This is a genomic window from Mucilaginibacter terrigena (genome assembly GCF_004168255.1).
In the GTDB taxonomy this organism is placed as follows: Bacteria; Bacteroidota; Bacteroidia; order Sphingobacteriales; family Sphingobacteriaceae; genus Mucilaginibacter; species Mucilaginibacter terrigena.
The window spans coordinates 478,188-496,874 of record NZ_SEWG01000003.1; the positions used below are offsets into that span (position 1 = coordinate 478,188).

Consider the following 18,687-nt stretch of genomic DNA (forward strand, 5'->3'; position numbering starts at 1 on the left):
CCCTTAATGAGAAAGTTACTATTGATAGCGCTGTGCATACCGGTTATTGCATTTGCGCAAAATAAAAAGATAGACAGTTTGAAACAGGTATTAGCTGATGCAAAAGCCGATACCACAAAAGCAAACGTTTATTATAAAATAGCGCTCGAACTACAGCGTATGGATCCGGCGCAATCTCAAAAAATGATAGACCAAGCTATGGCTATCTCCCAAAAAATAAAATACCAGAAAGGCCTTGCCAACATCTATTCTTTTATGGCTATCCAAAGCTCGTTTAAAGGCGAGTTTGATGCGATGAAGGTGTACGCCGAAAAATGCTTACAGTTAGCAAAAAAAAATAATTTACCGTTAATAGTTGCCAAAGGCTATAGCAGCCTGGGCGTGTACTATTGGCAAACGGGCAGTTACAGCGAAGCTATAAAAAACCATTTGGCCGCGTTAGCCCTTCGCGAAAAACTGAAAGACACAACCGGCATCAGTTCATCATTAGGGAATTTAGCGCTGGTGTATTTTGATAACCGAAACCCTAAGGAGGCCGAACGATATGCCCTGATGGGCCTGGCGCTGGGTAAAAAAATAAATAACAGCACTATAATGGTAAGTTGCCTGCAACTGCTGGCCAATGTTTACGGCGAAGGTGGCAAATTTGAAAAGGCCTTACAAATGGATGCCGAGGCACTGGCGATATGTAAACAGCATAATGATACACGCGGGCTATCGCAGGTATACTCTAACATGGCCAATTGTTACACCGCCATGAAGCAATATGATAAAGGCCTAAAGTACCAGTTGGAGGTGTTAAAATTAGACCAGTTTTTTGGCGATAAAAAACAGGTAAGCGATACTTATATGAACATCAGCGCTATTTACACCGAGAAAAAGGATTATAAAACCGCGCTCGACTGGATGAAGAAGGGCCTGCAGCTAAGCCAGGAAAGTAAATACAAGCAGGGCGAAAAATCGGGATGGGGGTCGATAAGTCAGATCTACGAACGGATGGGCGATTACAAAAACGCGTTAGCGGCTCACCAAAAGTACCAGTCCATCAGCCTGGATCTGATCAACGAAAACAGCAACAAGCAAATTGCCCTGATGCAAACCAAGTTTGAAACTGTTAAAAAAGAGCAAAAAATAAGCCTGCTTAATAAAGAGAACACTATTCAAAAACTATCCATCACCAAGCAAAAAACTACCATAGCTATAATTGTGGGGCTTTTGCTGGTATCGCTGTTGGTGGCGGGGTTAATATACAACCGTAATAAATTAAAGCAAAAAGCGCTTTTACAGGCGCAGATGTTAAAGCACCAGGATATATTGACCAAAGCCGTTATTGATGCAGAAGAGCACGAGCGCAAGCGCATAGCCGCGGATTTGCACGATGGGGTTGGGCAGCTGTTTTCGGCAGTTAAAATGAACTTGAGTGGTTTGTTCGATAGGATAGCGCTGCCGCGTGAGGAAGACCGTTTCCTGGCCGAAAATACGATGGCGCTGGTTGACGAAAGCTGTAAGGAAGTACGCGTAATATCGCACCAGATGATGCCAAACATGCTGCTGCGGTCGGGCATAGCATCCGATCTGAAAAGTTTTATTGAAAAAATAGATTCCGACAGCCTGAAGATACGTCTGGAAACAACCGGCTTTAAAGACCGCCTTGAAAGTAACGTGGAAACCATGCTTTACCGCATTATACAGGAAACTATCAATAATGTAATAAAACACGCCAGGGCTACCCAACTGGAGATCATTTTAAAACGCGATGCCGGCGAGATAAGCGCGGTGATAAAAGATAATGGCGTAGGCTTTGATACCGATAAGCCTGATGGCTTTGAGGGCATCGGCCTTAAAAATATCCTTACCCGCATCGAATATTTACGGGGTACTATTAAGTACAATTCTGCACCGGGTAAGGGCACCATTGTTACGGTTAATGTGCCTGCATAGCTGCATTTTTTAGTTAAAGGGCTTATTCACCTTAATACAAACTTAGTAATTGGCTATCTCAGCATCTATCCAGGCTATGCGTTGTGTCAAAAAGTTTTTGGCGTAGGCAACTTCCAGATCGTAATTACCCAGTACTACCGCGTTTGGCCAAACGTATTTATCCAGTATAGGCCATTTGGTAAAGTTTTGCTGCTGCGATAGTTTAAGATACGCGGCGTTCTCGTCTATATCCTTAAATATGGCTTCAACGGCAGTGCCGCGTATTTCGTTCCAGCGTTTTTTAACCTTGCTGCGGAACGCCACATCCTTAAACAGGCGTATCATCCACGTAGCATCGCGTATGTACCAGTTATTAGGTTCTTTCGATACCGAGTAATCTACATTGCCCGCGCTAAGGTCAAAATCCCAAACCGGGCCCATACCCAGTTTGCCTTTTCGGTTCTTATAGTAAAATATACTGCTGAAATCGCGGGCATCCTGGTTTTTTACCACTTCTTCTACAAAAAACCAGTTCATGAACGATTCAACATCAATGTATTTGGCATAACCGTTTACCGGGTCGTTGGCGTTATTGGCAAACAGCGCGTCCTCGGTAGCCTGCATGTAATTTTGGATATACTTAAGCTGTGCCGGTGTGGTCTCTTCCGGCGATTTTAGGGTAAAAGGTAAGCCCTTTTTTGTCACAAACCAAAACTTCTCGTCCTTGCGCTGGTCAAGCTCTAACAGGTAGCCGCCGGTAAGCGCGTCGCCGCTGTTATCATTATCGGTCATTTCGGTAATGTTTACACGGTTCTCGTGCACTTCAACCTGGCTGGTCAGCAGGTAATTACCCAAAAACTTGCCATTCATCACCACCTCTACAAAGCGGCTTTCGGGCGCGTAATCAGATCCTATCCTGCGGGCAAATTCAAAGGCAATGCGGGTACGCAGCAGGGTTTTATCATCGTAATTGGCAAGCAGTACCCAGTTTTTGGCCGCCGGCATGCCCAGCATAGCGGCTTTATCGCTAAACTTTAAGCGATATGGTTTTTTTGGAAAATTTGACCATGTAGAGTTACCACGGCCTTTTATTTTTAGGGCTATATCAGTTTTTTCCTGCACGAAACTATTGTTGGCATCAACCACTAAGCTGCCGTTAACATAGTTGTCTTTTGATACAACAGGCCCATCAGTTGTAAGGTACAAAACAGGCAGGCCGGTAAACATTTTTACCGAAAAGGTATAGTTACGGGTTGTACCCCTGGCCGATGTAAGCGTATAGGTTACAGGCTTGCGTAAATCAACGGCAGTGGTACCGCTAACTTGTATGGTATCGTTTTTAGTAACGGTTGAGTTTTTGGTGGTGAACGTTACCACAAGCTTTTTGGTAAGCTTCTCCATTTGCGGGATCACCGCGGTTACCTGGTCCTTAGTGATATTGCAAACAACATCTTTGGTAATAACGCCCGGGTTCTTCTTAGCTTCCAACTTTACGGATGTGAAGAAGACACTGTCGGCAGCAGCAACGGGCGGTGTAACAGGCGGTGTAACGGGGGTTTTAATAGTAACTTCTTTTTTGCAACCGGCTATGGCCGCAAAAAATATTATAAATAGTAAATATTTTTTAATCATAAAACTAATCAGGGCCGCAAAAGTACTAATTAGTAGCAACTTATAGTTAAAAAATTTTCAAAATGATAATTCGTTTACAGACTGCCGGGGTAATTATATCCAACGCCTGTACCGGGGTGTCCCACTAAATATTACACGAATGGGAAATTTTGTTTAATATATTGATAATGAGTTGTTTAACGATTTGACTTTTTTATAAAAGCGGTCAAATAAAAATTATAAATAATTGATTATTAGTTATTTGAAAATTTAAAAGGGTGTCCCACTGGTTTCTGAATGGGACAGAATGGGACAGGGTGATTTATGACCCGTCCTGAAAAAAGTTTAAACTTTTGGTTGTTAATACTGGGATTGATTTACACTTTAAAGGATTTTAGGTTCACGTTATTGGCAGGGCACACACGTCACGCTTGCGCCACCGGGGTGTATTGTCTGAACCAATGATTTATGCCACCTAAAGAGATCGCTGCTCAGCAACAACAGGCGGGATCGGAACCCTAAAACGCCATCTTCCGCCTTACCAGGATGCTATCTATCCGTTTGCCGATAGCGTTGATCACATGCTCGTCTAAAAAATCTTCGTTACGCTGCATCCATTCGCTGCCAAGTTTGAATAACGTGGCGGCTTTGCCATCGGCAAATTTTATATTCCACACGTGCCAGGTTTTAAAATAAGCGCTTGTAATTTCAATAAGCTGCAAAGTTCCGTCGGGCAGTTTAATTTTGTGTTTCATAGCTTGTAGTTGTAGGCGGTGTTTTATGTAGACGTTAAAAAACCCGCTGATATTGTTTAATGTTTGTCGCCCTATTGTCTGTTTACGCCATTTTTTACCTAAGCAGCTAATTCTCAAATTGATAAAATTTATAATTCTGCTGATCGGTATAAAAAGCAACATATAATATGTCAGGTAAAATTTATAACTTTGTAAATCAAAGTACTTTTATTAATTATATGAACCTATCTGATAGACTTGACCAACTGCATGCCCGGACAAAAGGAAACAAATGGATGCGATATTTTTCGACATTTACCCGTATAGCGCTGGCGGCAGGTTTTATCCCATCGGGCTTTGTTAAGATCATGGGCGAGCGATTTACCTCGCTATCAAACAATCATCCTATGGGGAATTATTTAGAAGCCCTGCACCATACCGGTTATTATTATACGTTTATCGGCGTTGTGCAGGTTACGGCGGCTATATTGTTGCTGATACCCCGCACGGCTATATTGGGGGCGCTGCTTTATTTCCCCAACATACTAAATATTTGTATCCTGTCGTTCGCGGTGCGGTTTGATGGATCGCTGCTTTCATCGCCATTAATGGTGCTGGCCAATTTGTACCTGTTGTGCTGGAACTACGATAAGTTAAAATACATATTTCCATTTTATCGCCCTGCGGCCACCACTAACAATATGCCAACAGAAAAAGTTAGCAGCAGCAAGTTTCCGGTGCGGTTTTTTGCCGGTGCATTTGCAGCCGTTGTTATTGTGGTGCTTATAGTTGGTAATTTATATTCTATTAAACCCCGTAATACTTTATCTGATTGCAGATCGCAATGCAGGGAAAGTAAAAACCCGGGGGCCTGCAATGTTTTTTGCGATTGCATCCATCAAAAAGGGCAGCCGCTTAATAAGTGCCTGGACGATTATAATAAGGCTTTAAAGTAAGCCGGAATATTTAACACTACAGGCAGTGGGGTTACTAATGCCACATTGTGCCGGCCAGGCCCAGTACCATGCTCATCCACATGCCGATAAAATAGCCCACAAAGCTTAATAACAGGAAAACTTTCCCCATCCAGCCGTTAAGCCTGCCTAAAGGTTCGCTAATATCATAGCATAAACCCACCATGGCACCCAAAAATGGCGTTAGCAGTAAAGGTTTTACCCGCCAGTAATCGCCCCACGCCGGGTTGCCTTTCCCGGCGCCGATCACAAAAAAGCTGATGATAGCTAAGCCGATTATTGCACCGGTTAACATGCGCTTGCCCAGGGCACCGGTAAAAATGGGCTTTGTTGTATTGTTTGTTGTTGTCATAATTGATTTATTAAAAGTACTTTGTATTGCAAAGTTAATTTCAATAATTGATTTATGCAAATATTATTTTTTATAAATAGCCCTAATTAAAACACATGGTATGTATAACTCTTACTGTACATTAGCCCAATGATGTGGCCCTTAATTTTACTTGTATTGATTGCCGGATCTATAACATATTTATCGCCCAACAGAGAGCGTTTGTTTACGGCATTTATAATTAATGTCTCTGTAATGATAATTTATAATGTTGCACTGTGGGCCTATATTTTAAAGTATATGGATGCCGGGGGCGCCAGTTTAGGCCCCGGCCTTTTGCTTTTAATGTTTACCGCTCTCCATTTGATAGTACTGACCATTTACATTGCATGGAACTACAGGGCCAGGCCGCGATAGCTAAGAAGCTGCCGGTAAAACTTAATCTTTGGTTTTAGCGGCCTTTTTTTTAGCGAAATGCAGCCGCGCCTGCTTCAGGCCGGTGGCAATGGCTTCGCCTTCGTTGCCGGTTGTTTTTAAAACCTCGTTGGCTATCTCTGTTGCCTTATCCCTTATCTTTTTGGGCTGATTTTTATAAGATGGCGGGTAATCTCCGTTATACCAGGGCATAAGTCCTCCTTTTTTATGAGTTAACAAAGGGTGAGGGGGATAGTTTAGGATATCTTGGGCCACTATTCCTGGGTTGACAGAGAAGGGTAACTTTTTAACAGATGGAGAGGCTGCGGAAATAAGAGGGAAATTGGGTTGTTATAATATAAAGCGAGTATATAATCTCGATTTTTTCTTGTCGGATTTGAATTACTAGCGGATTGGGCTATATAAGCGGTTAGGTTGCTAAATATGCAATATTTTTTAGGATATGGCTTTATTAGTTTCTATTTTCTTTTCCAGCACATGAAACAAAAGGTTGAGTGCATGACTGAAATTAGTGTATGAGTGACCGTAGATTTCTTTAATGTCAGCAGAATATGATATTAGCTTAAAACATTCATGCAGCATCATACCTAAGTGCAACAAAACACAAGTGGTATCTTTTAATGATCTTTTTTCAAGGGCTTTCTGATTGGTCGGATTAAATCCCGGTTCAAACGCACCAATGTTAAGTGTACAGCCATAAAGTGAACCGTGAAGTGCTTCAGAGGCATCGGAATAGTAATGATATTTGCTGAGTACGAAAAGCATGTCAAACAGTTTTCCATACTTTTCTATTGCATCAATGCGTTGTGCCATCGTTCTCTTCGTCCAATTTAAATTGCTTTTTGTTTCAGAAAAGATAGTAAGAGCTTCTTTTACAATGTCGATCTTTTTCAACTGTTCTTGTCGCCTTTTGCATGCTTCGAAATTGTCCTTCCATAAATAAGGATCAGCACCCATATCTGGTAAACCCATATTGTGAAATTGCTTATATACAGGATGTAATATGAATGCACGATATTCTTGTTCATCACAAATGTTCGCATAACAAAAATTAGTCAACTTTTCCATAAAAGAACGTGCCAACATAACCGTTTCGCTTGCGAAACTATCTGTTTGAGTGGCTAACTGGAGAAGCGCTGTGCCCGTGTGTCCACTGCTCAATAATAAAGTAGCAGTTTTTGCTATTCGATCATCTGTAATTTTAGGAAGTATTGCTTTAATCATGCTCAATTCAGCCTTGAAAAAAAGCACCGCTTCCTGATGTAGGTTTTTTAAATGTTCAAGCGAATGTGTAATAGGCATATTAATTGGCTTAATCTTAAATTAGTTATTAAATATAACAACAAAAAAAGCCTTTAATTTTCGACTAAAGGCTTTTTGTTTGATGTGGTATCAGACCTTATTTATAACACAATATTTCATCAATGATTTGAAAATTTGGCAGATTTGGAAATGGTTAAATTGTCTATCTTCACTAAACGATCAAAACCTTTTATCAACTGAAAATGACCCCTCTTAGATTTGCCTTCGTGGCCTTAATAGTTTGCTTATCAGGCTGTAATGAAACCAGTAAACCAAAGGCAACCGAAACGCAAGTTAATCCTTCTGTAGTGTTAAATACTAAAAAGGATAAACAGGAGATTCAAAAGCTCGTCAGAAATTTGCTTGTATGGGCCGAAGATCATAAACAAGTTCCGGATTTACTCCCATTTATAGTAAACCGGCAGGATAGCACAGTTACAGGCTTTGATCTGAGTAAACTTAAAGGGATCGATGATAGTTTGAGAAATACCGGTTTTTTTTCTGACGAGTTCATCAATAACTACAATAAAATCATCCAGGTACTGTATAGCAAGATGAAAGATAAACAGATCGCGCCTTTCTACACAGGAGAGATACCTCCTTTTGGTTTTGCTACTGATGCCGACCCCTGGTGTTATTGCCAGGAAGTACCTTATGACCACCCTAACCCTTTTGGTTTAGTTGATGTGCATATTATTGAGCTTAACAACGAAGATGGTAAGTTGTACTGGACATGGGGTAGCCTGCCTAAAGATGCATTAGCCGATTGGAAAGATGTCCGTTATAATTTTAACGTGAAAAAAGAGGGCGATAAATGGAAAATCAGTTATTTGCAGGGGTTTGATATAAAAATGATTTAATATGCCAAAATAAATCAAGCATCACCGCCCGTTGTAAGAGTGCGTCCATATTTAGCAATCGACAAACAACAAAAAAGCCTTTAATCTTTCAACTAAAGGCTTTCTGTTTTAATGTGGTATCAGCTGGGATCGAACCAGCGACACAAGGATTTTCAGTCCTTTGCTCTACCGACTGAGCTATGATACCGCTCCGTTTAAGGTTTGCAAATGTAGCGTTTTTTTTATTTTTTGAAAGATTTTTTTCTTTTTTAGTTCAACCTAAGCCACAGCCGGCCACAGCGCGGCTGTGGCAGCATTGAATTACAAGCTTTTACAGGCGTAAAATAATTTTAATATTTTTTGTTTCGGGTGGTTGCCGCGGTAGCTTATTTAAACAAATTCTAAGTTCAAAACATTTCGGTAATATCTACCTTTAATTAAATCAAATTCCTACTTTAGCTTTAAATTACTATGCACGCATAATATAATGATCGGACAGGTTGTATTTATCATCATTTTGCTGGGGGCTGCTTACCTGTTTGGTAAAAACGTAGCCAGGGTACGCCGCAACATTCTTTTAGGCCGCGATACCGACAGGAGCGACCGCCCCGCCGAGCGTTGGGCCATTATGGCAAAGGTAGCTTTGGGCCAAACCAAAATGGTAAAACGCCCAACCGCCGCGGTAATGCACTTCTTTATCTACGTAGGGTTCGTCATCATTAACCTGGAGGTGCTGGAGATCATGATAGATGGTATCTTCGGCTCTCACCGGATCTTTTCCAAGCCCTTGGGCAGCCTGTATGGCTTGCTGATAGGCGGCTTCGAGGTACTGGCGCTGCTGGTGCTGGTATCGTGCGTGGTTTTCCTGGCCCGCCGCAACATCATTAAATTAAAACGCTTCAGCGGTACCGAGATGACCACCTGGCCAAGATCTGATGCCAATTATATCCTCACTATCGAGATCCTTTTAATGACGGCCTTCCTCACCATGAACGCCGCCGATTATAAGTTACAGCTTTTACACTTCGGGCATTATGTTACCGCGGGCAGTTTTCCGGTAAGCGAATTTATTTCGCCACTACTCCCATCGGGCACAGGCGCATTGGCTGGTATCGAGCGGGGCTGCTGGTGGTTCCACATCATCGGGATACTGGCGTTTTTAAATTACCTGCCGTATTCAAAGCATTTTCATATCCTGCTGGCCTTCCCTAATGTATATTATTCCAATCTTGAGCCAAAGGGTGAGTTTAGTAACATGGCATCCGTTACCAATGAGGTAAAGGCGATGCTTGATCCCTCATTTGTGCCCGAAACTACCGAGGTAAGCCGTTTTGGGGCGAAGGATGTAACCGACCTTACCTGGAAGAACCTGATGGAAGCCTACACCTGTACCGAGTGTGGCAGGTGTACGTCGGTTTGCCCGGCGAATATTACGGGCAAGCTGTTATCGCCCCGCAAAATCATGATGGATACCCGCGACAGGCTAACTGAAGTGGGTAACAACCTTGATAAGCGCGGCAAGGACTACACCGACGATAAAACTTTATTGGATAACTACATCACCCGCGAGGAGTTGTGGGCCTGTACAACCTGCAACGCCTGCGTAGAGGCCTGCCCGGTGAACATCAATCCGCTGGAAATTATAACAGAGATGCGCCGGTACGTGGTGATGGAAGAATCGCAGGCACCGGCGAGTTTGAATAACATGTTCGGCAATATGGAAAACAACGGCGCCCCCTGGAAATACAGCCAGGCCGACAGGTTAAACTGGGCCGAAAAAGAATAATAGCATGTCGCAAGATTTAGAAACAAAATACATAGCCTTTGTAGAAAAGGTAGCTGCCAGCAAACAGGTGTGGGGCTTAAAAAGTAAAACGGGCTGGGCCAACGCCGATGCGACGGACAATGCGGACGTAGCGGTAATACCGTTTTGGTCGGAGCGGGGCCTGGCTAAGCTTGGCGCCCGGGAGGATTGGAAAACATACACGCCAACCGAAATCCCTTTAGCAATATTTTTAGAAGACCTGTGTATGGATATGGCCGATAACGACGTATTGGCAGGCATTGAGTGGGACACCAAAATGTTTGGTACTGAAGCCGACGCTTTAGTGGTTGCGCTGGATATTTTGAACAGGCTGGCCGCCATCAATTCGGCCATTACTTTTACCAATTACAGCAACATACAAGAGTTTATAACCGAGATAAGCGAAGAAGAATAATAATGGAGCAAAAGATCCCAACCATGGCCGAAATGGCTGCCGAAGGCAAAGAACCCGAGATACTATTCTGGGTAGGCTGTGCCGGTAGTTTCGACGAGCGCGCCCAGAAAATAACCCGCGATATCTGCAAGATCCTGCATCATGTAGGCATCAGCTACGCGGTGCTGGGTACCGAAGAAAGCTGCACCGGCGACCCTGCTAAACGCGCGGGAAACGAGTTTTTGTTCCAGATGCAGGCCATGACCAATATTGAAGTGCTGAACGGTTATAACATCAAAAAGATAGTAACCGGCTGCCCGCATTGTTTCAACACCATCCGTAACGAATACCCGGGGTTGGGCGGAACTTACGAAGTGATCCACCATACCCAACTCATCCAATCGCTTATAGACGAAGGTAAACTAAAGGCCGAAGGCGGCGAAAGCTTTAAAGGCCGCAAAATAACCTTCCACGACCCGTGCTACCTGGGCCGCGGCAATAACGTTTACGAAGCCCCCCGCGCCGCATTAGAGATCCTGGACACCGAGCTGGTAGAAATGAAACGCTGCAAAAGCAACGGCCTTTGCTGCGGCGCAGGCGGCGCGCAAATGTTTAAAGAACCAGAGCCGGGCAAAAAAGACATCAACGACGAGCGCATGCTGGATGTTATAGAAACCGGGGCGAATGTGATAGCATCGGGCTGTCCTTTCTGTATGACCATGCTAACCGATGGTGTTAAGCATATGGAAAAAGAGCAGGAAATAAAAGTGCTTGATATAGCCGAGATAACCGTTAGGGCAAACGGGTTGTAATTTTTAATACTTGATGATAATGCCAAGCGTAGCTTGGCATCTGTAGAGATTACAACTGGTAAGTTTAGTACTCCTAACCTTATCACTTATTTGTTTACACGGCAGGCGGAAGTCATGTCGTTACAAGCCCTTGCTTTTTAAAAAAGTAAGGGCTTCTTTTAAACTATCCAGCCGTTGCGGCGATAATTTTTTTACAGGGATCTCCCAATGCGTGGCCATCGAGTCTACATCCCCTTGCGGGTCCTGGTAGGTTTGGATAATGATATCATCGGTTTGGGTTTTCATTTGCAGGGTATCTGTTTCGGCTTTTCCGGGGAGGTAATCCAGCCCGGCAAAACGCTGTAAATTAAACGAATAATATTCCTGTTTACCCTGTTGATAAGTTTTTCGCAAGCGGATAAAATGGTCGGTTGTAAGGGTTATTTCATACTTCTTCAGCTTAGGTTCAACGGTAGGGTCGTAGCTTTCGTTGAGGAAACGGTTGCCCCAGTTTATCCACTCCTGTTCGGTAGAAAACAGCTTAAAACCGTATAAAAACAGCGCCGGCAGCACAATTACTGTTACAAGCAACGCTTTTTTCTTTCCGGGCAGAAGTGATGTTTGCATGACAACTTATAATATACACAAGGTAATAATTTGATAAATTTGCGATATGGAATTTTCTTCACACTCAAGGGTTTGGGTCTATCAATCCGACCGTAAATTAACCGACACCGAAGTGCTGCAAGCGCAAATTTTGCTGGATAATTTTACCACCGGATGGACGGCCCATAACAACCAGTTGCTGGCTAAAGCCGAGATTAGGTACAACCGGTTTTTGATATTGATAGTAGACGAAAGCCAGGCCGGCGCAAGCGGGTGCTCGATAGATAAATCGGTAAATTTTATGAAGCAGATGGAGCAGCAGTTTGGCATCAACCTGTTCGACAGGTTTAACCTGGCCTACCGCGATGGCGAAGAAGTAGTATCCGTATCCCGCCACCAGTTTGAAGAGCTGCTGAAAGCAGGTACCATCAATACCGAAACCATTGTGTTTAACAACCTGGCCCAAAACATAACCGAACTGCAAACCAAATGGGAGGTGCCATTTAAAGATAGCTGGCATATCCAGTTGTTTAGAGATTTAATTACTGCTTAATAATTGTTAAATTTGTTTTATGACAACTTTCACAGTAGAAGTAAATGATAGCGATGCTGAGATGGTGCTGACTATTTTAAAAAAATTTAAGGCTAAAGTAATAGAAGCTCCTAAGAGAAATGAGTTAACAGAAGAGATTGCAACCGCAATAAGAGAGGTTAAAGATATACAATCTGGTAAGTCTCATTCTTTGTCACTTAAAGATATTTAATGGCTAATCAAATAGTTTACTCTCAGGTTTTCATTCGTAAAGCTAAAGAGTTAAAGAAACGGCATCTTTCGCTTGTTTCTGATTTAACAGAACTTGAAAATAGCCTATTAGAAAATCCAAAACAAGGGGCCGACTTGGGCTCAGGATTATATAAGGTTAGATTAGCCGTTAAAAGCAAGGGGAAAGGCAAAAGCGGAGGCTACCGGGTTATCACATTTCTTGTAACCAAATCTGATTTAGACATCACCATAAATATGCTTACCATTTATGATAAATCGGATGAAAGCTCTATAGATAAAAAATATCTTTTAGCTCTAATCAAAGATTTGTTTGGCTCTTAAATCATGTTTATCATCAACCTCTACTATACTGCCCCGCTGGAAGAACTTGACAGGCACATGGAGGCCCATGTAAAGTATCTGAAAAAATATTACGCGGCCGATGTGTTCATCATGAGCGGCCGTAAGGTACCGCGCACAGGGGGCATCATTATTGCCCAGGCCGATTCAAAAGAGATCCTGGAGAAGATCATCGCCGAAGATCCATTCCATCAGCACAAGCTTGCGGAGTTTGAAATAACAGAGTTCCTGGCATCACAATCGCATCCCGCGGTAAAAGATATATTGCGATAGTCCAATACGGCTTGTCATCCTGAGGAACGAAGGATCTATTAACGAGCATGCATGTTGGCGAATAGATACTTCACTATCGTTCAGCATGACAAATTATTTTGATTTTTATATATTGCATTATGGAACAGTATGATAACCGTATTGATGCTTATATAGATAAGTCGGCAGACTTTGCAAAACCAATATTGACCCACTTGCGCCAGCTGGTGCACCGGGCATCGCCCGAGATAACGGAAACCATCAAATGGAGCGCCCCGTTTTTTGAATACAAGGGTGTACTGTGCTTTATGATGGCTTTTAAGCAACATGCCGGCTTTGGCTTTTGGAAAGCTGATACACTGCCCGACCCGCACGGAATAATACAGGACGAAGGCAACGCCGGCAGCATTGGAAAACTAACCACCCTTGCCGACCTCCCCAACGATGATATCCTGATCTGGTACATCCGACAGGCGATGGAATTGAAAAATGTGGCACCATCTGCAAAGGTTGCAGCCCCAAAGATCAGGAAAACCCCGGCTGCCACAACACCACTTGCAACGCCCGGTTACCTGATAGAGTTATTGGCCAATAACGCAGAAGCGGCAGAACACTTCGATAACTTCAGCCCATCGCAAAAAAAGGAATACATCACCTGGTTCGAGGAAGCTAAATCCGAAGCCACCCGCAACAAAAGGTTAGCCGAAGGTATCGCCTGGATAAGCGAGGGTAAAACAAGGCACTGGAAGTATAAATAATAACTGTTTAGGCGACAGTTTTGTTCATTGTGAACACACACGACTACCGTGAACAAGCGTGAACACCTGATAATCAGATGATTTGATATTCAACTACTGACAGAACGCTGCCACCATTAATATTACGCCTTTTATTACTGCTCTACCAAACTCAGCCATTGTTTAATTACACTTTGCAGGGCGCTGGTTTTAGCCCCGGCATCAGCCATGTCTTTAAATGTCGCTATACGCCGGCCGTCCTTATAATCACCTTCTAACAATCCTGATGTATCATTAACACTTGCGCCGCCGGGGAAAACCAGCATAATACGGTTTTTGTGCAGGTTAAATACGGCTATGTCCCGCTTGTATTCTTTTGGGTCGAATGGTGCCATCTCGCCGGTGTAATAAAAACTGGGGTTGTTCCATTTTATCTGTTCGGCAATTTCGGGGTCGGTATTTAGGATGATTTGCCTAAGTGTTTCAACCACGTAGCGGATAGCCGGGTCGAGTTTTTGGATGTGCTGTGTTACTTGTTGTTGATCTGTTAAGGCTGGTTTAGGCATGGGGATATGATGAACAATTACAAAGATAAAGGTAGCACTTATTTATTCGGCCATTTTGCTTTCAACGCGCTTCCTGATGCGGCTTAGCGAGGGGTTTGTGATACCAAGGTATGACGCGATATGATAGGCCGGGATCCGTTCGATAATATCCGGATGTTCTCCCAGCAGCCTGGTATAGCGTTGCTCGTGCGAGAAGAATATGAACTCCTCCGTACGGGTTTGCGCGATAACAAAAAACAGTTCGGCCAGCAGCCTGCCAAATATCGCCCAGTTAGGGTGGGTTTCATAAAGGCTGTTAAGATCTTTATAGGAGATAAAGAAAATTTCCGAATCCTCCATCGCTTCGATAAAATACCAGCACGGGTTGCGCGATACAAAGCTCCTGAACGAAACAACAAACTGGTTTTCTGAGAAGAAAAAGATGTTCTTATCTTCCTTTGTTTCCGGGTCGCGATAGTAGATGCGGAATATGCCTTTAACTATCAGCCCCAGGTCGTTACAAACCATGCTCTGCATATTAAAGAAGTCGCCTTTGTTTATTTTCCGCGCTTTCCAAAAGGGCTGGCTGTCGCTAATGTCTTTATCGTTTAGCGGGGCAAAATTCCTCAGGTGTTTAAAGGCGATATCGTTTCTATCGTTCATTATCAATACAGATCAGTTTTGCTGTACTTTACAATACACTTCAAATATACCCCGAAAATAATACAAGCATTTTCAATTAGCGAAAATTTACCCGTCATTAAAAATTGTAATGCCACGGTAATCTTCTCCCGCATTTTTAACTTAAGTTAAAATGCCGTCAGCCAATACTGCAGACCTTTGGCGTAACAAAAACAATAACAATCAAATCATGACTTCAAGCACTCAACCTAACGCGATAGTAAACGGCCAGGCCGTTGAAACTGCCACATCATTACGTAAACTTTACTTCATCCGCGCCGGCTTTTCAGTCGCATGGGTTATTCTTATCGCCCTGTTTGCAAAAACTTCCATGGGGATAGCCGGCGTTTTGCTGATCATTTATCCTGCCTGGGATGTGGTGGGTACCTTCCTGGATATTCGTGCCAATACCGGCAGTACTTCTAAAACACCGCAATATGTAAACGCAGTTATCAGCGGCATCACTACCGTAGCTGTGGGCGTAGCTTTACAAAAAGGAATCCCCGAAACATTGATGGTTTTTGGCGCCTGGGCAATTGGGACAGGATTGATCCAATTTATTTTAGGGTTGCGCCGCCGCAAATTTTTAGGTGGCCAATGGCCCATGATCATCAGCGGTGGCCAATCTATAATTGGCGGTACATCGTTTGTCCTGCTGGCGCATGACCCTACAAAGGGGATTAGCAGCCTTGCCGGGTATGCTGCATTTGGCGCTTTTTATTATCTGCTTGCTGCATTTCGCCTGTCAAAAACAGTTAATGCAGATGTTAAGGGATAAATATTTTAGTTGGTTGCAAAGGCATAGGGCGGAGGGCCTTAAAACTCCAGCGGCCCAAGCCTGCGCATGTTTTTCATGATGAGGTATTGGCGGTGCCTTAAGTAGCGGGTTGGTTTGGTGGCGCTCCACCTTAGTGGGCTTGGAAATATAACCGCTATGGCTGCCGACTGCCGCCTGCTGAGCTTTGATGCGGGCTTATGGAAATAAGCCTGCGAAGCAGCCTCGATGCCGTAAATGCCATCGCCCATTTCTATCACGTTAAGGTACACCTCCATAATGCGTTTCTTGCTCCAGAAGGTCTCTATCAGCACCGTGAACCATGCTTCGAAGCCTTTACGAACAAACGAACGGCCGGGATATAGGAAAACGTTTTTGGCGGTTTGCTGGCTGATGGTGCTGCCACCTATCAGTTTTTTACTTTTGGCGTTTTTTTGGATGGCGCGTTCAATGGCCTTAAAATCAAACCCGTGGTTCTCCAAAAATGTTTGGTCTTCGGCGGCCACGGCGGCGCGTTTCATATTGTCGGCTATCTGGTCAAACGCTACCCATTGCTTGTCTACTTTCCAATCCTTGCCATCGGCCTTGCGTTCAAAGCCGCGCTGTATCATAAGCCAGGTAAAGGGCGGGTTTACAAATTTAAACAGCAATACGCCAAACAAGCTGGCGGCAACAAACACAATGGCGGCAAGCTTAACTACCCGTAAAACCAGCCGTACAATGCCGTTTGATTTCGGATTTCGGAATTTCGATTTCGGATTGTTCTTATTGCGCTGAGCCATGTTTTATTAGATGCAGCGAATGTCTGCATAATCTTTATTAAACGCAAAAAGGTGTTTAGCCTAAACTAAACACCTTTTTGCTTAAAATTCTAAAGTTCTAATATCTAAATCCGAAATCGAAATTCCGAAATCCGAAATCAAGTATTACTCAGCAACAACCGAGAAAGGGACCTGAACTTTAACTTCTTTATGCAGGTTCACTATTGCGGTGTAATCACCAACAAATTTAGGCTCCTGGTCAAAAGTGATACGGCGACGGTCAACCTCAAAACCTTCTTTTTTAAGGGCATCAGCTACCTGTATGGTATTGATAGCACCGAAGATCTTGCCGCTTTCGCCTGCTTTAGCACCAATAGAAAGTTTAACACCTTCTAATTTAGCTGCAATAGCATCCGCATCCTTGCGTATTTTTTCTTGTTTAAACTGTGCTTGTTTCAGGTTTTCTGCTAAAACTTTACGTGCACTTACAGTTGCTAATATTGCGTAACCTTTTGGGATAAGAAAATTGCGGCCATAACCTGGCTTTACATTCACTACATCGTCTTTATCGCCGAGGTTTTTTACGTCTTGTTTTAAAATAACTTCCATTGCTTTTTACCTCCTGATTATTTTAATGAGTCTGTAACATAAGGTAATAAACCGATGTGGCGCGCACGCTTAACAGCCTGTGCCACTTTACGCTGAAACTTCAAAGAAGTACCTGTTAAACGGCGAGGTAATACTTTACCCTGGTCGTTAATAAACTTTAATAAAAAGTTAGCGTCTTTGTAATCGATATACTTAATACCATTCTTTTTAAAACGGCAGTATTTTTTACGGTTATCCTCCACTTTGGGGGCGGTAACGTATTTAATTTGGTCGTTTGCCATTAGTTTGTTTCCTCCACTTTAGCTGCAGGCTTTTTGTTAAAAGCACCGCTGCGTTTTTTATCATTGTAAGCAATGGCATGTTTATCCAAAGCAATGGTAAGGAAGCGCAAAACACGCTCATCGCGCCTTAATTCAACTTCCAGTTTGTTAATTAAATCACCCGGAGCCTTGAATTCAGTTAAGTGATAGTACCCTGTAGTTTTCTTTTGGATAGGGTACGCTAATTTTCTCAAACCCCAATTATCCTCCTGGACAATTTCGGCTCCGTTATCTGTTAAGATCTTGCTGTATTTGGCAATTGCCTCTTTAGCAGTCTCATCTGATAACAACGGGGTTAGAACGATCACGATTTCGTACTGTTGCATTATTATTTTGATTTTTAATTATTTATCCCTGTATATCGGGGCTGCAAATGTATGAAGAAATATTATATAATCAAAGCGGGATATTGTTGTGTTTTGGCTTGTTGAGGTATGGTTTAAATATATACGTTTACCTTTAGTAAATTATAACATTTAGTACACATTGGTAAAACATAAGCGCGCTTTCATCTGTCATTACTAAAAATAGATTTTTATGCAACTTGCCAACCAACACCCCGGACAGGATAGCAACGAAGATTTTGCCGACGAACTTGACATCAGCCCATCGGGTGACGAAAAGCCTGTTGAGGGCGACTGGAACGACGAGGACGATGAAGATTTTGACGACAAGATGGACTTTGAAGAAGACCTGCGCGAGATCCGCACCGGCGATGATATTGGTGAGCCCGACCCCGAGGACGACGATCACCTGCCGGAGGAGGAGGGGCAGTAGGGGTTAATTTAACGCCGGAAAAATGCACAGTATTTACACTATAAGAACATACTTTAAGTGTAAATTTTGTATATTTGAATATAAGGATACTACGAGATTTATGAGCGAAATAAAAGATTTGGAAAGTATAGCCACTAAGGCGGTTCATCGTTTAAGGCAGGAAACACTTACTTCAGGCCAGCCTTTTATGATTAACGTTAGCAGCCTCCCCGAAAACCAATGCTACTTTGAATATCCGGATAAATCTATTAAGCTGGTTATGTTCTTAAAAGAGAAAAAGGATTTTTCTCCTCTTAAAAACCTCACATCAAGGGATCGCGATCGTTTAAGAAAACGTCTCGGTTTAGTTTAATGCCAACCCTTTAT

General features: G+C 43.0%; 26 protein-coding genes and 1 tRNA gene. 14 read left to right on the forward strand and 13 right to left on the reverse strand.

What is annotated here, in order from left to right; translation table 11 throughout:
- The first annotated feature begins 6 nt into the window (after positions 1 to 6).
- Positions 7 to 1,941, forward strand: a complete 1,935-nt coding sequence (locus EWM62_RS09335; RefSeq protein WP_129876383.1) for a tetratricopeptide repeat-containing sensor histidine kinase — start codon at positions 7 to 9, stop codon at positions 1,939 to 1,941.
- 42 nt (positions 1,942 to 1,983) lie between these two features.
- Here the strand turns inward: EWM62_RS09335 and EWM62_RS09340 are convergent, their stop codons facing one another.
- Positions 1,984 to 3,552 (reverse strand): CotH kinase family protein, encoded by a 1,569-nt coding sequence (locus EWM62_RS09340; protein ID WP_129876384.1) that lies wholly within the window; start codon positions 3,550 to 3,552, stop codon positions 1,984 to 1,986.
- A 497-nt stretch (positions 3,553 to 4,049) separates the two neighbouring features.
- Complete coding sequence (locus tag EWM62_RS09345) at positions 4,050 to 4,286, reverse strand: hypothetical protein (protein ID WP_129876385.1); 237 nt, start codon at positions 4,284 to 4,286, stop codon at positions 4,050 to 4,052.
- Positions 4,287 to 4,504: 218 nt separating this feature from the next.
- On the opposite strand from EWM62_RS09345, the gene EWM62_RS09350 reads away from it, so the two are divergent.
- The gene (locus EWM62_RS09350) at positions 4,505 to 5,221 is read left to right on the forward strand and encodes a DoxX family protein (protein ID WP_129876386.1); all 717 of its coding nucleotides are present in this window, start codon (positions 4,505 to 4,507) and stop codon (positions 5,219 to 5,221) included.
- Between the two features lie 34 nt (positions 5,222 to 5,255).
- Here the strand turns inward: EWM62_RS09350 and EWM62_RS09355 are convergent, their stop codons facing one another.
- The 3 genes from EWM62_RS09355 to EWM62_RS09365 form a co-directional block, all read right to left on the reverse strand.
- Positions 5,256 to 5,591 (reverse strand): potassium transporter KefB, encoded by a 336-nt coding sequence (locus EWM62_RS09355; protein WP_129876387.1) that lies wholly within the window; start codon positions 5,589 to 5,591, stop codon positions 5,256 to 5,258.
- A 417-nt stretch (positions 5,592 to 6,008) separates the two neighbouring features.
- Complete coding sequence (locus tag EWM62_RS09360; protein WP_129876388.1) at positions 6,009 to 6,197, reverse strand: DUF2188 domain-containing protein; 189 nt, start codon at positions 6,195 to 6,197, stop codon at positions 6,009 to 6,011.
- A gap of 243 nt (positions 6,198 to 6,440) precedes the next feature.
- Positions 6,441 to 7,307: a DUF5677 domain-containing protein gene (locus tag EWM62_RS09365; protein WP_129876389.1), complete on the reverse strand. Its 867-nt coding sequence runs from the start codon at positions 7,305 to 7,307 to the stop codon at positions 6,441 to 6,443.
- A 227-nt stretch (positions 7,308 to 7,534) separates the two neighbouring features.
- Here EWM62_RS09365 and EWM62_RS09370 point away from each other — a divergent pair, with 227 nt between their 5' ends.
- Positions 7,535 to 8,167, forward strand: a complete 633-nt coding sequence (locus EWM62_RS09370) for a hypothetical protein (RefSeq protein WP_129876390.1) — start codon at positions 7,535 to 7,537, stop codon at positions 8,165 to 8,167.
- Between the two features lie 114 nt (positions 8,168 to 8,281).
- Here EWM62_RS09370 and EWM62_RS09375 read toward each other — a convergent pair.
- A tRNA-Phe gene (locus EWM62_RS09375) sits at positions 8,282 to 8,354 on the reverse strand.
- A 279-nt stretch (positions 8,355 to 8,633) separates the two neighbouring features.
- Here EWM62_RS09375 and EWM62_RS09380 point away from each other — a divergent pair.
- Genes EWM62_RS09380 through EWM62_RS09390 form a run of 3 tightly spaced genes read left to right on the forward strand, consistent with a single transcriptional unit; the run spans position 8,634 to position 11,156 of the window.
- Positions 8,634 to 9,932, forward strand: coding sequence for a (Fe-S)-binding protein (locus EWM62_RS09380; RefSeq protein ID WP_129876391.1), 1,299 nt, complete (start codon positions 8,634 to 8,636; stop codon positions 9,930 to 9,932).
- A 4-nt stretch (positions 9,933 to 9,936) separates the two neighbouring features.
- Complete coding sequence (locus EWM62_RS09385; protein ID WP_129876392.1) at positions 9,937 to 10,365, forward strand: DUF2750 domain-containing protein; 429 nt, start codon at positions 9,937 to 9,939, stop codon at positions 10,363 to 10,365.
- Between the two features lie 2 nt (positions 10,366 to 10,367).
- Positions 10,368 to 11,156, forward strand: coding sequence for a (Fe-S)-binding protein (locus EWM62_RS09390; protein ID WP_129876393.1), 789 nt, complete (start codon positions 10,368 to 10,370; stop codon positions 11,154 to 11,156).
- A gap of 120 nt (positions 11,157 to 11,276) precedes the next feature.
- On the opposite strand, the gene EWM62_RS09395 is transcribed toward EWM62_RS09390, so the two are convergent.
- Positions 11,277 to 11,762, reverse strand: coding sequence for a hypothetical protein (locus EWM62_RS09395; RefSeq protein ID WP_129876394.1), 486 nt, complete (start codon positions 11,760 to 11,762; stop codon positions 11,277 to 11,279).
- Between the two features lie 46 nt (positions 11,763 to 11,808).
- On the opposite strand from EWM62_RS09395, the gene EWM62_RS09400 reads away from it, so the two are divergent.
- From EWM62_RS09400 to EWM62_RS09420, 5 genes are all read left to right on the forward strand, one after another.
- On the forward strand, positions 11,809 to 12,294 hold the full coding sequence (locus EWM62_RS09400) for an ABC transporter ATPase (RefSeq protein ID WP_129876395.1): 486 nt from the start codon (positions 11,809 to 11,811) through the stop codon (positions 12,292 to 12,294).
- Between the two features lie 19 nt (positions 12,295 to 12,313).
- Entirely contained in the window at positions 12,314 to 12,505 is a 192-nt protein-coding gene (locus tag EWM62_RS09405) for a hypothetical protein (RefSeq protein ID WP_129876396.1), read from the forward strand.
- On the forward strand, positions 12,505 to 12,846 hold the full coding sequence (locus EWM62_RS09410) for a type II toxin-antitoxin system RelE/ParE family toxin (RefSeq protein WP_129876397.1): 342 nt from the start codon (positions 12,505 to 12,507) through the stop codon (positions 12,844 to 12,846). Before EWM62_RS09405 ends, EWM62_RS09410 begins: the two co-directional genes overlap by 1 nt.
- 3 nt (positions 12,847 to 12,849) lie before the next feature.
- Positions 12,850 to 13,137, forward strand: a complete 288-nt coding sequence (locus EWM62_RS09415; RefSeq protein WP_129876398.1) for a YciI family protein — start codon at positions 12,850 to 12,852, stop codon at positions 13,135 to 13,137.
- Positions 13,138 to 13,256: 119 nt separating this feature from the next.
- Positions 13,257 to 13,874, forward strand: coding sequence for a DUF1801 domain-containing protein (locus EWM62_RS09420; RefSeq protein ID WP_129876399.1), 618 nt, complete (start codon positions 13,257 to 13,259; stop codon positions 13,872 to 13,874).
- Positions 13,875 to 14,008: 134 nt separating this feature from the next.
- Here EWM62_RS09420 and EWM62_RS09425 read toward each other — a convergent pair whose 3' ends face one another.
- A complete protein-coding gene (locus tag EWM62_RS09425; protein WP_129876400.1) occupies positions 14,009 to 14,419 on the reverse strand; it encodes a DUF1801 domain-containing protein in 411 nt (136 codons plus the stop codon).
- Positions 14,420 to 14,461: 42 nt separating this feature from the next.
- Positions 14,462 to 15,061, reverse strand: coding sequence for a Crp/Fnr family transcriptional regulator (locus tag EWM62_RS09430; protein ID WP_129876401.1), 600 nt, complete (start codon positions 15,059 to 15,061; stop codon positions 14,462 to 14,464).
- Positions 15,062 to 15,269: 208 nt separating this feature from the next.
- Between EWM62_RS09430 and EWM62_RS09435 the strand changes: the two genes are divergently transcribed.
- A complete protein-coding gene (locus EWM62_RS09435; RefSeq protein ID WP_203235014.1) occupies positions 15,270 to 15,857 on the forward strand; it encodes a hypothetical protein in 588 nt (195 codons plus the stop codon).
- Positions 15,858 to 15,895: 38 nt separating this feature from the next.
- Here the strand turns inward: EWM62_RS09435 and mtgA are convergent, their stop codons facing one another.
- From mtgA to rpsF, 4 genes are all read right to left on the reverse strand, one after another.
- On the reverse strand, positions 15,896 to 16,636 hold the full coding sequence (mtgA, locus tag EWM62_RS09440; protein WP_129876402.1) for a monofunctional biosynthetic peptidoglycan transglycosylase: 741 nt from the start codon (positions 16,634 to 16,636) through the stop codon (positions 15,896 to 15,898).
- Between the two features lie 144 nt (positions 16,637 to 16,780).
- Positions 16,781 to 17,224 (reverse strand): 50S ribosomal protein L9, encoded by a 444-nt coding sequence (gene rplI, locus EWM62_RS09445; protein ID WP_129876403.1) that lies wholly within the window; start codon positions 17,222 to 17,224, stop codon positions 16,781 to 16,783.
- Positions 17,225 to 17,241: 17 nt separating this feature from the next.
- The gene (gene rpsR / locus EWM62_RS09450) at positions 17,242 to 17,505 is read right to left on the reverse strand and encodes a 30S ribosomal protein S18 (protein ID WP_067054791.1); all 264 of its coding nucleotides are present in this window, start codon (positions 17,503 to 17,505) and stop codon (positions 17,242 to 17,244) included.
- On the reverse strand, positions 17,505 to 17,870 hold the full coding sequence (gene rpsF, locus EWM62_RS09455) for a 30S ribosomal protein S6 (protein ID WP_129876404.1): 366 nt from the start codon (positions 17,868 to 17,870) through the stop codon (positions 17,505 to 17,507). The genes rpsR and rpsF overlap by 1 nt, the downstream gene beginning before the upstream one ends.
- A gap of 211 nt (positions 17,871 to 18,081) precedes the next feature.
- Between rpsF and EWM62_RS09460 the strand changes: the two genes are divergently transcribed.
- Together EWM62_RS09460 and EWM62_RS09465 are read left to right on the forward strand one after the other, a co-directional pair.
- Positions 18,082 to 18,321 carry a hypothetical protein gene (locus EWM62_RS09460; protein ID WP_129876405.1) on the forward strand — a complete coding sequence of 80 codons (240 nt, stop codon included), beginning with the start codon at positions 18,082 to 18,084 and terminating at the stop codon, positions 18,319 to 18,321.
- A gap of 100 nt (positions 18,322 to 18,421) precedes the next feature.
- Positions 18,422 to 18,673, forward strand: coding sequence for a hypothetical protein (locus tag EWM62_RS09465; protein WP_129876406.1), 252 nt, complete (start codon positions 18,422 to 18,424; stop codon positions 18,671 to 18,673).
- Positions 18,674 to 18,687: the final 14 nt, after the last annotated feature.

Coding starts and splice junctions, on each gene's coding strand:
- EWM62_RS09335 (WP_129876383.1), top strand. CDS start 7: ATGAGAAAGTTACTATTGATAGCGCTGTGCATACCGGTTATTGCATTT.
- EWM62_RS09340 (WP_129876384.1), bottom strand. CDS start 3,552: ATGATTAAAAAATATTTACTATTTATAATATTTTTTGCGGCCATAGCC.
- EWM62_RS09345 (WP_129876385.1), bottom strand. CDS start 4,286: ATGAAACACAAAATTAAACTGCCCGACGGAACTTTGCAGCTTATTGAA.
- EWM62_RS09350 (WP_129876386.1), top strand. CDS start 4,505: ATGAACCTATCTGATAGACTTGACCAACTGCATGCCCGGACAAAAGGA.
- EWM62_RS09355 (WP_129876387.1), bottom strand. CDS start 5,591: ATGACAACAACAAACAATACAACAAAGCCCATTTTTACCGGTGCCCTG.
- EWM62_RS09360 (WP_129876388.1), bottom strand. CDS start 6,197: ATGCCCTGGTATAACGGAGATTACCCGCCATCTTATAAAAATCAGCCC.
- EWM62_RS09365 (WP_129876389.1), bottom strand. CDS start 7,307: ATGCCTATTACACATTCGCTTGAACATTTAAAAAACCTACATCAGGAA.
- EWM62_RS09380 (WP_129876391.1), top strand. CDS start 8,634: ATGATCGGACAGGTTGTATTTATCATCATTTTGCTGGGGGCTGCTTAC.
- EWM62_RS09385 (WP_129876392.1), top strand. CDS start 9,937: ATGTCGCAAGATTTAGAAACAAAATACATAGCCTTTGTAGAAAAGGTA.
- EWM62_RS09390 (WP_129876393.1), top strand. CDS start 10,368: ATGGAGCAAAAGATCCCAACCATGGCCGAAATGGCTGCCGAAGGCAAA.
- EWM62_RS09395 (WP_129876394.1), bottom strand. CDS start 11,762: ATGCAAACATCACTTCTGCCCGGAAAGAAAAAAGCGTTGCTTGTAACA.
- EWM62_RS09400 (WP_129876395.1), top strand. CDS start 11,809: ATGGAATTTTCTTCACACTCAAGGGTTTGGGTCTATCAATCCGACCGT.
- EWM62_RS09405 (WP_129876396.1), top strand. CDS start 12,314: ATGACAACTTTCACAGTAGAAGTAAATGATAGCGATGCTGAGATGGTG.
- EWM62_RS09410 (WP_129876397.1), top strand. CDS start 12,505: ATGGCTAATCAAATAGTTTACTCTCAGGTTTTCATTCGTAAAGCTAAA.
- EWM62_RS09415 (WP_129876398.1), top strand. CDS start 12,850: ATGTTTATCATCAACCTCTACTATACTGCCCCGCTGGAAGAACTTGAC.
- EWM62_RS09420 (WP_129876399.1), top strand. CDS start 13,257: ATGGAACAGTATGATAACCGTATTGATGCTTATATAGATAAGTCGGCA.
- EWM62_RS09425 (WP_129876400.1), bottom strand. CDS start 14,419: ATGCCTAAACCAGCCTTAACAGATCAACAACAAGTAACACAGCACATC.
- EWM62_RS09430 (WP_129876401.1), bottom strand. CDS start 15,061: ATGAACGATAGAAACGATATCGCCTTTAAACACCTGAGGAATTTTGCC.
- EWM62_RS09435 (WP_203235014.1), top strand. CDS start 15,270: ATGACTTCAAGCACTCAACCTAACGCGATAGTAAACGGCCAGGCCGTT.
- mtgA (WP_129876402.1), bottom strand. CDS start 16,636: ATGGCTCAGCGCAATAAGAACAATCCGAAATCGAAATTCCGAAATCCG.
- rplI (WP_129876403.1), bottom strand. CDS start 17,224: ATGGAAGTTATTTTAAAACAAGACGTAAAAAACCTCGGCGATAAAGAC.
- rpsR (WP_067054791.1), bottom strand. CDS start 17,505: ATGGCAAACGACCAAATTAAATACGTTACCGCCCCCAAAGTGGAGGAT.
- rpsF (WP_129876404.1), bottom strand. CDS start 17,870: ATGCAACAGTACGAAATCGTGATCGTTCTAACCCCGTTGTTATCAGAT.
- EWM62_RS09460 (WP_129876405.1), top strand. CDS start 18,082: ATGCAACTTGCCAACCAACACCCCGGACAGGATAGCAACGAAGATTTT.
- EWM62_RS09465 (WP_129876406.1), top strand. CDS start 18,422: ATGAGCGAAATAAAAGATTTGGAAAGTATAGCCACTAAGGCGGTTCAT.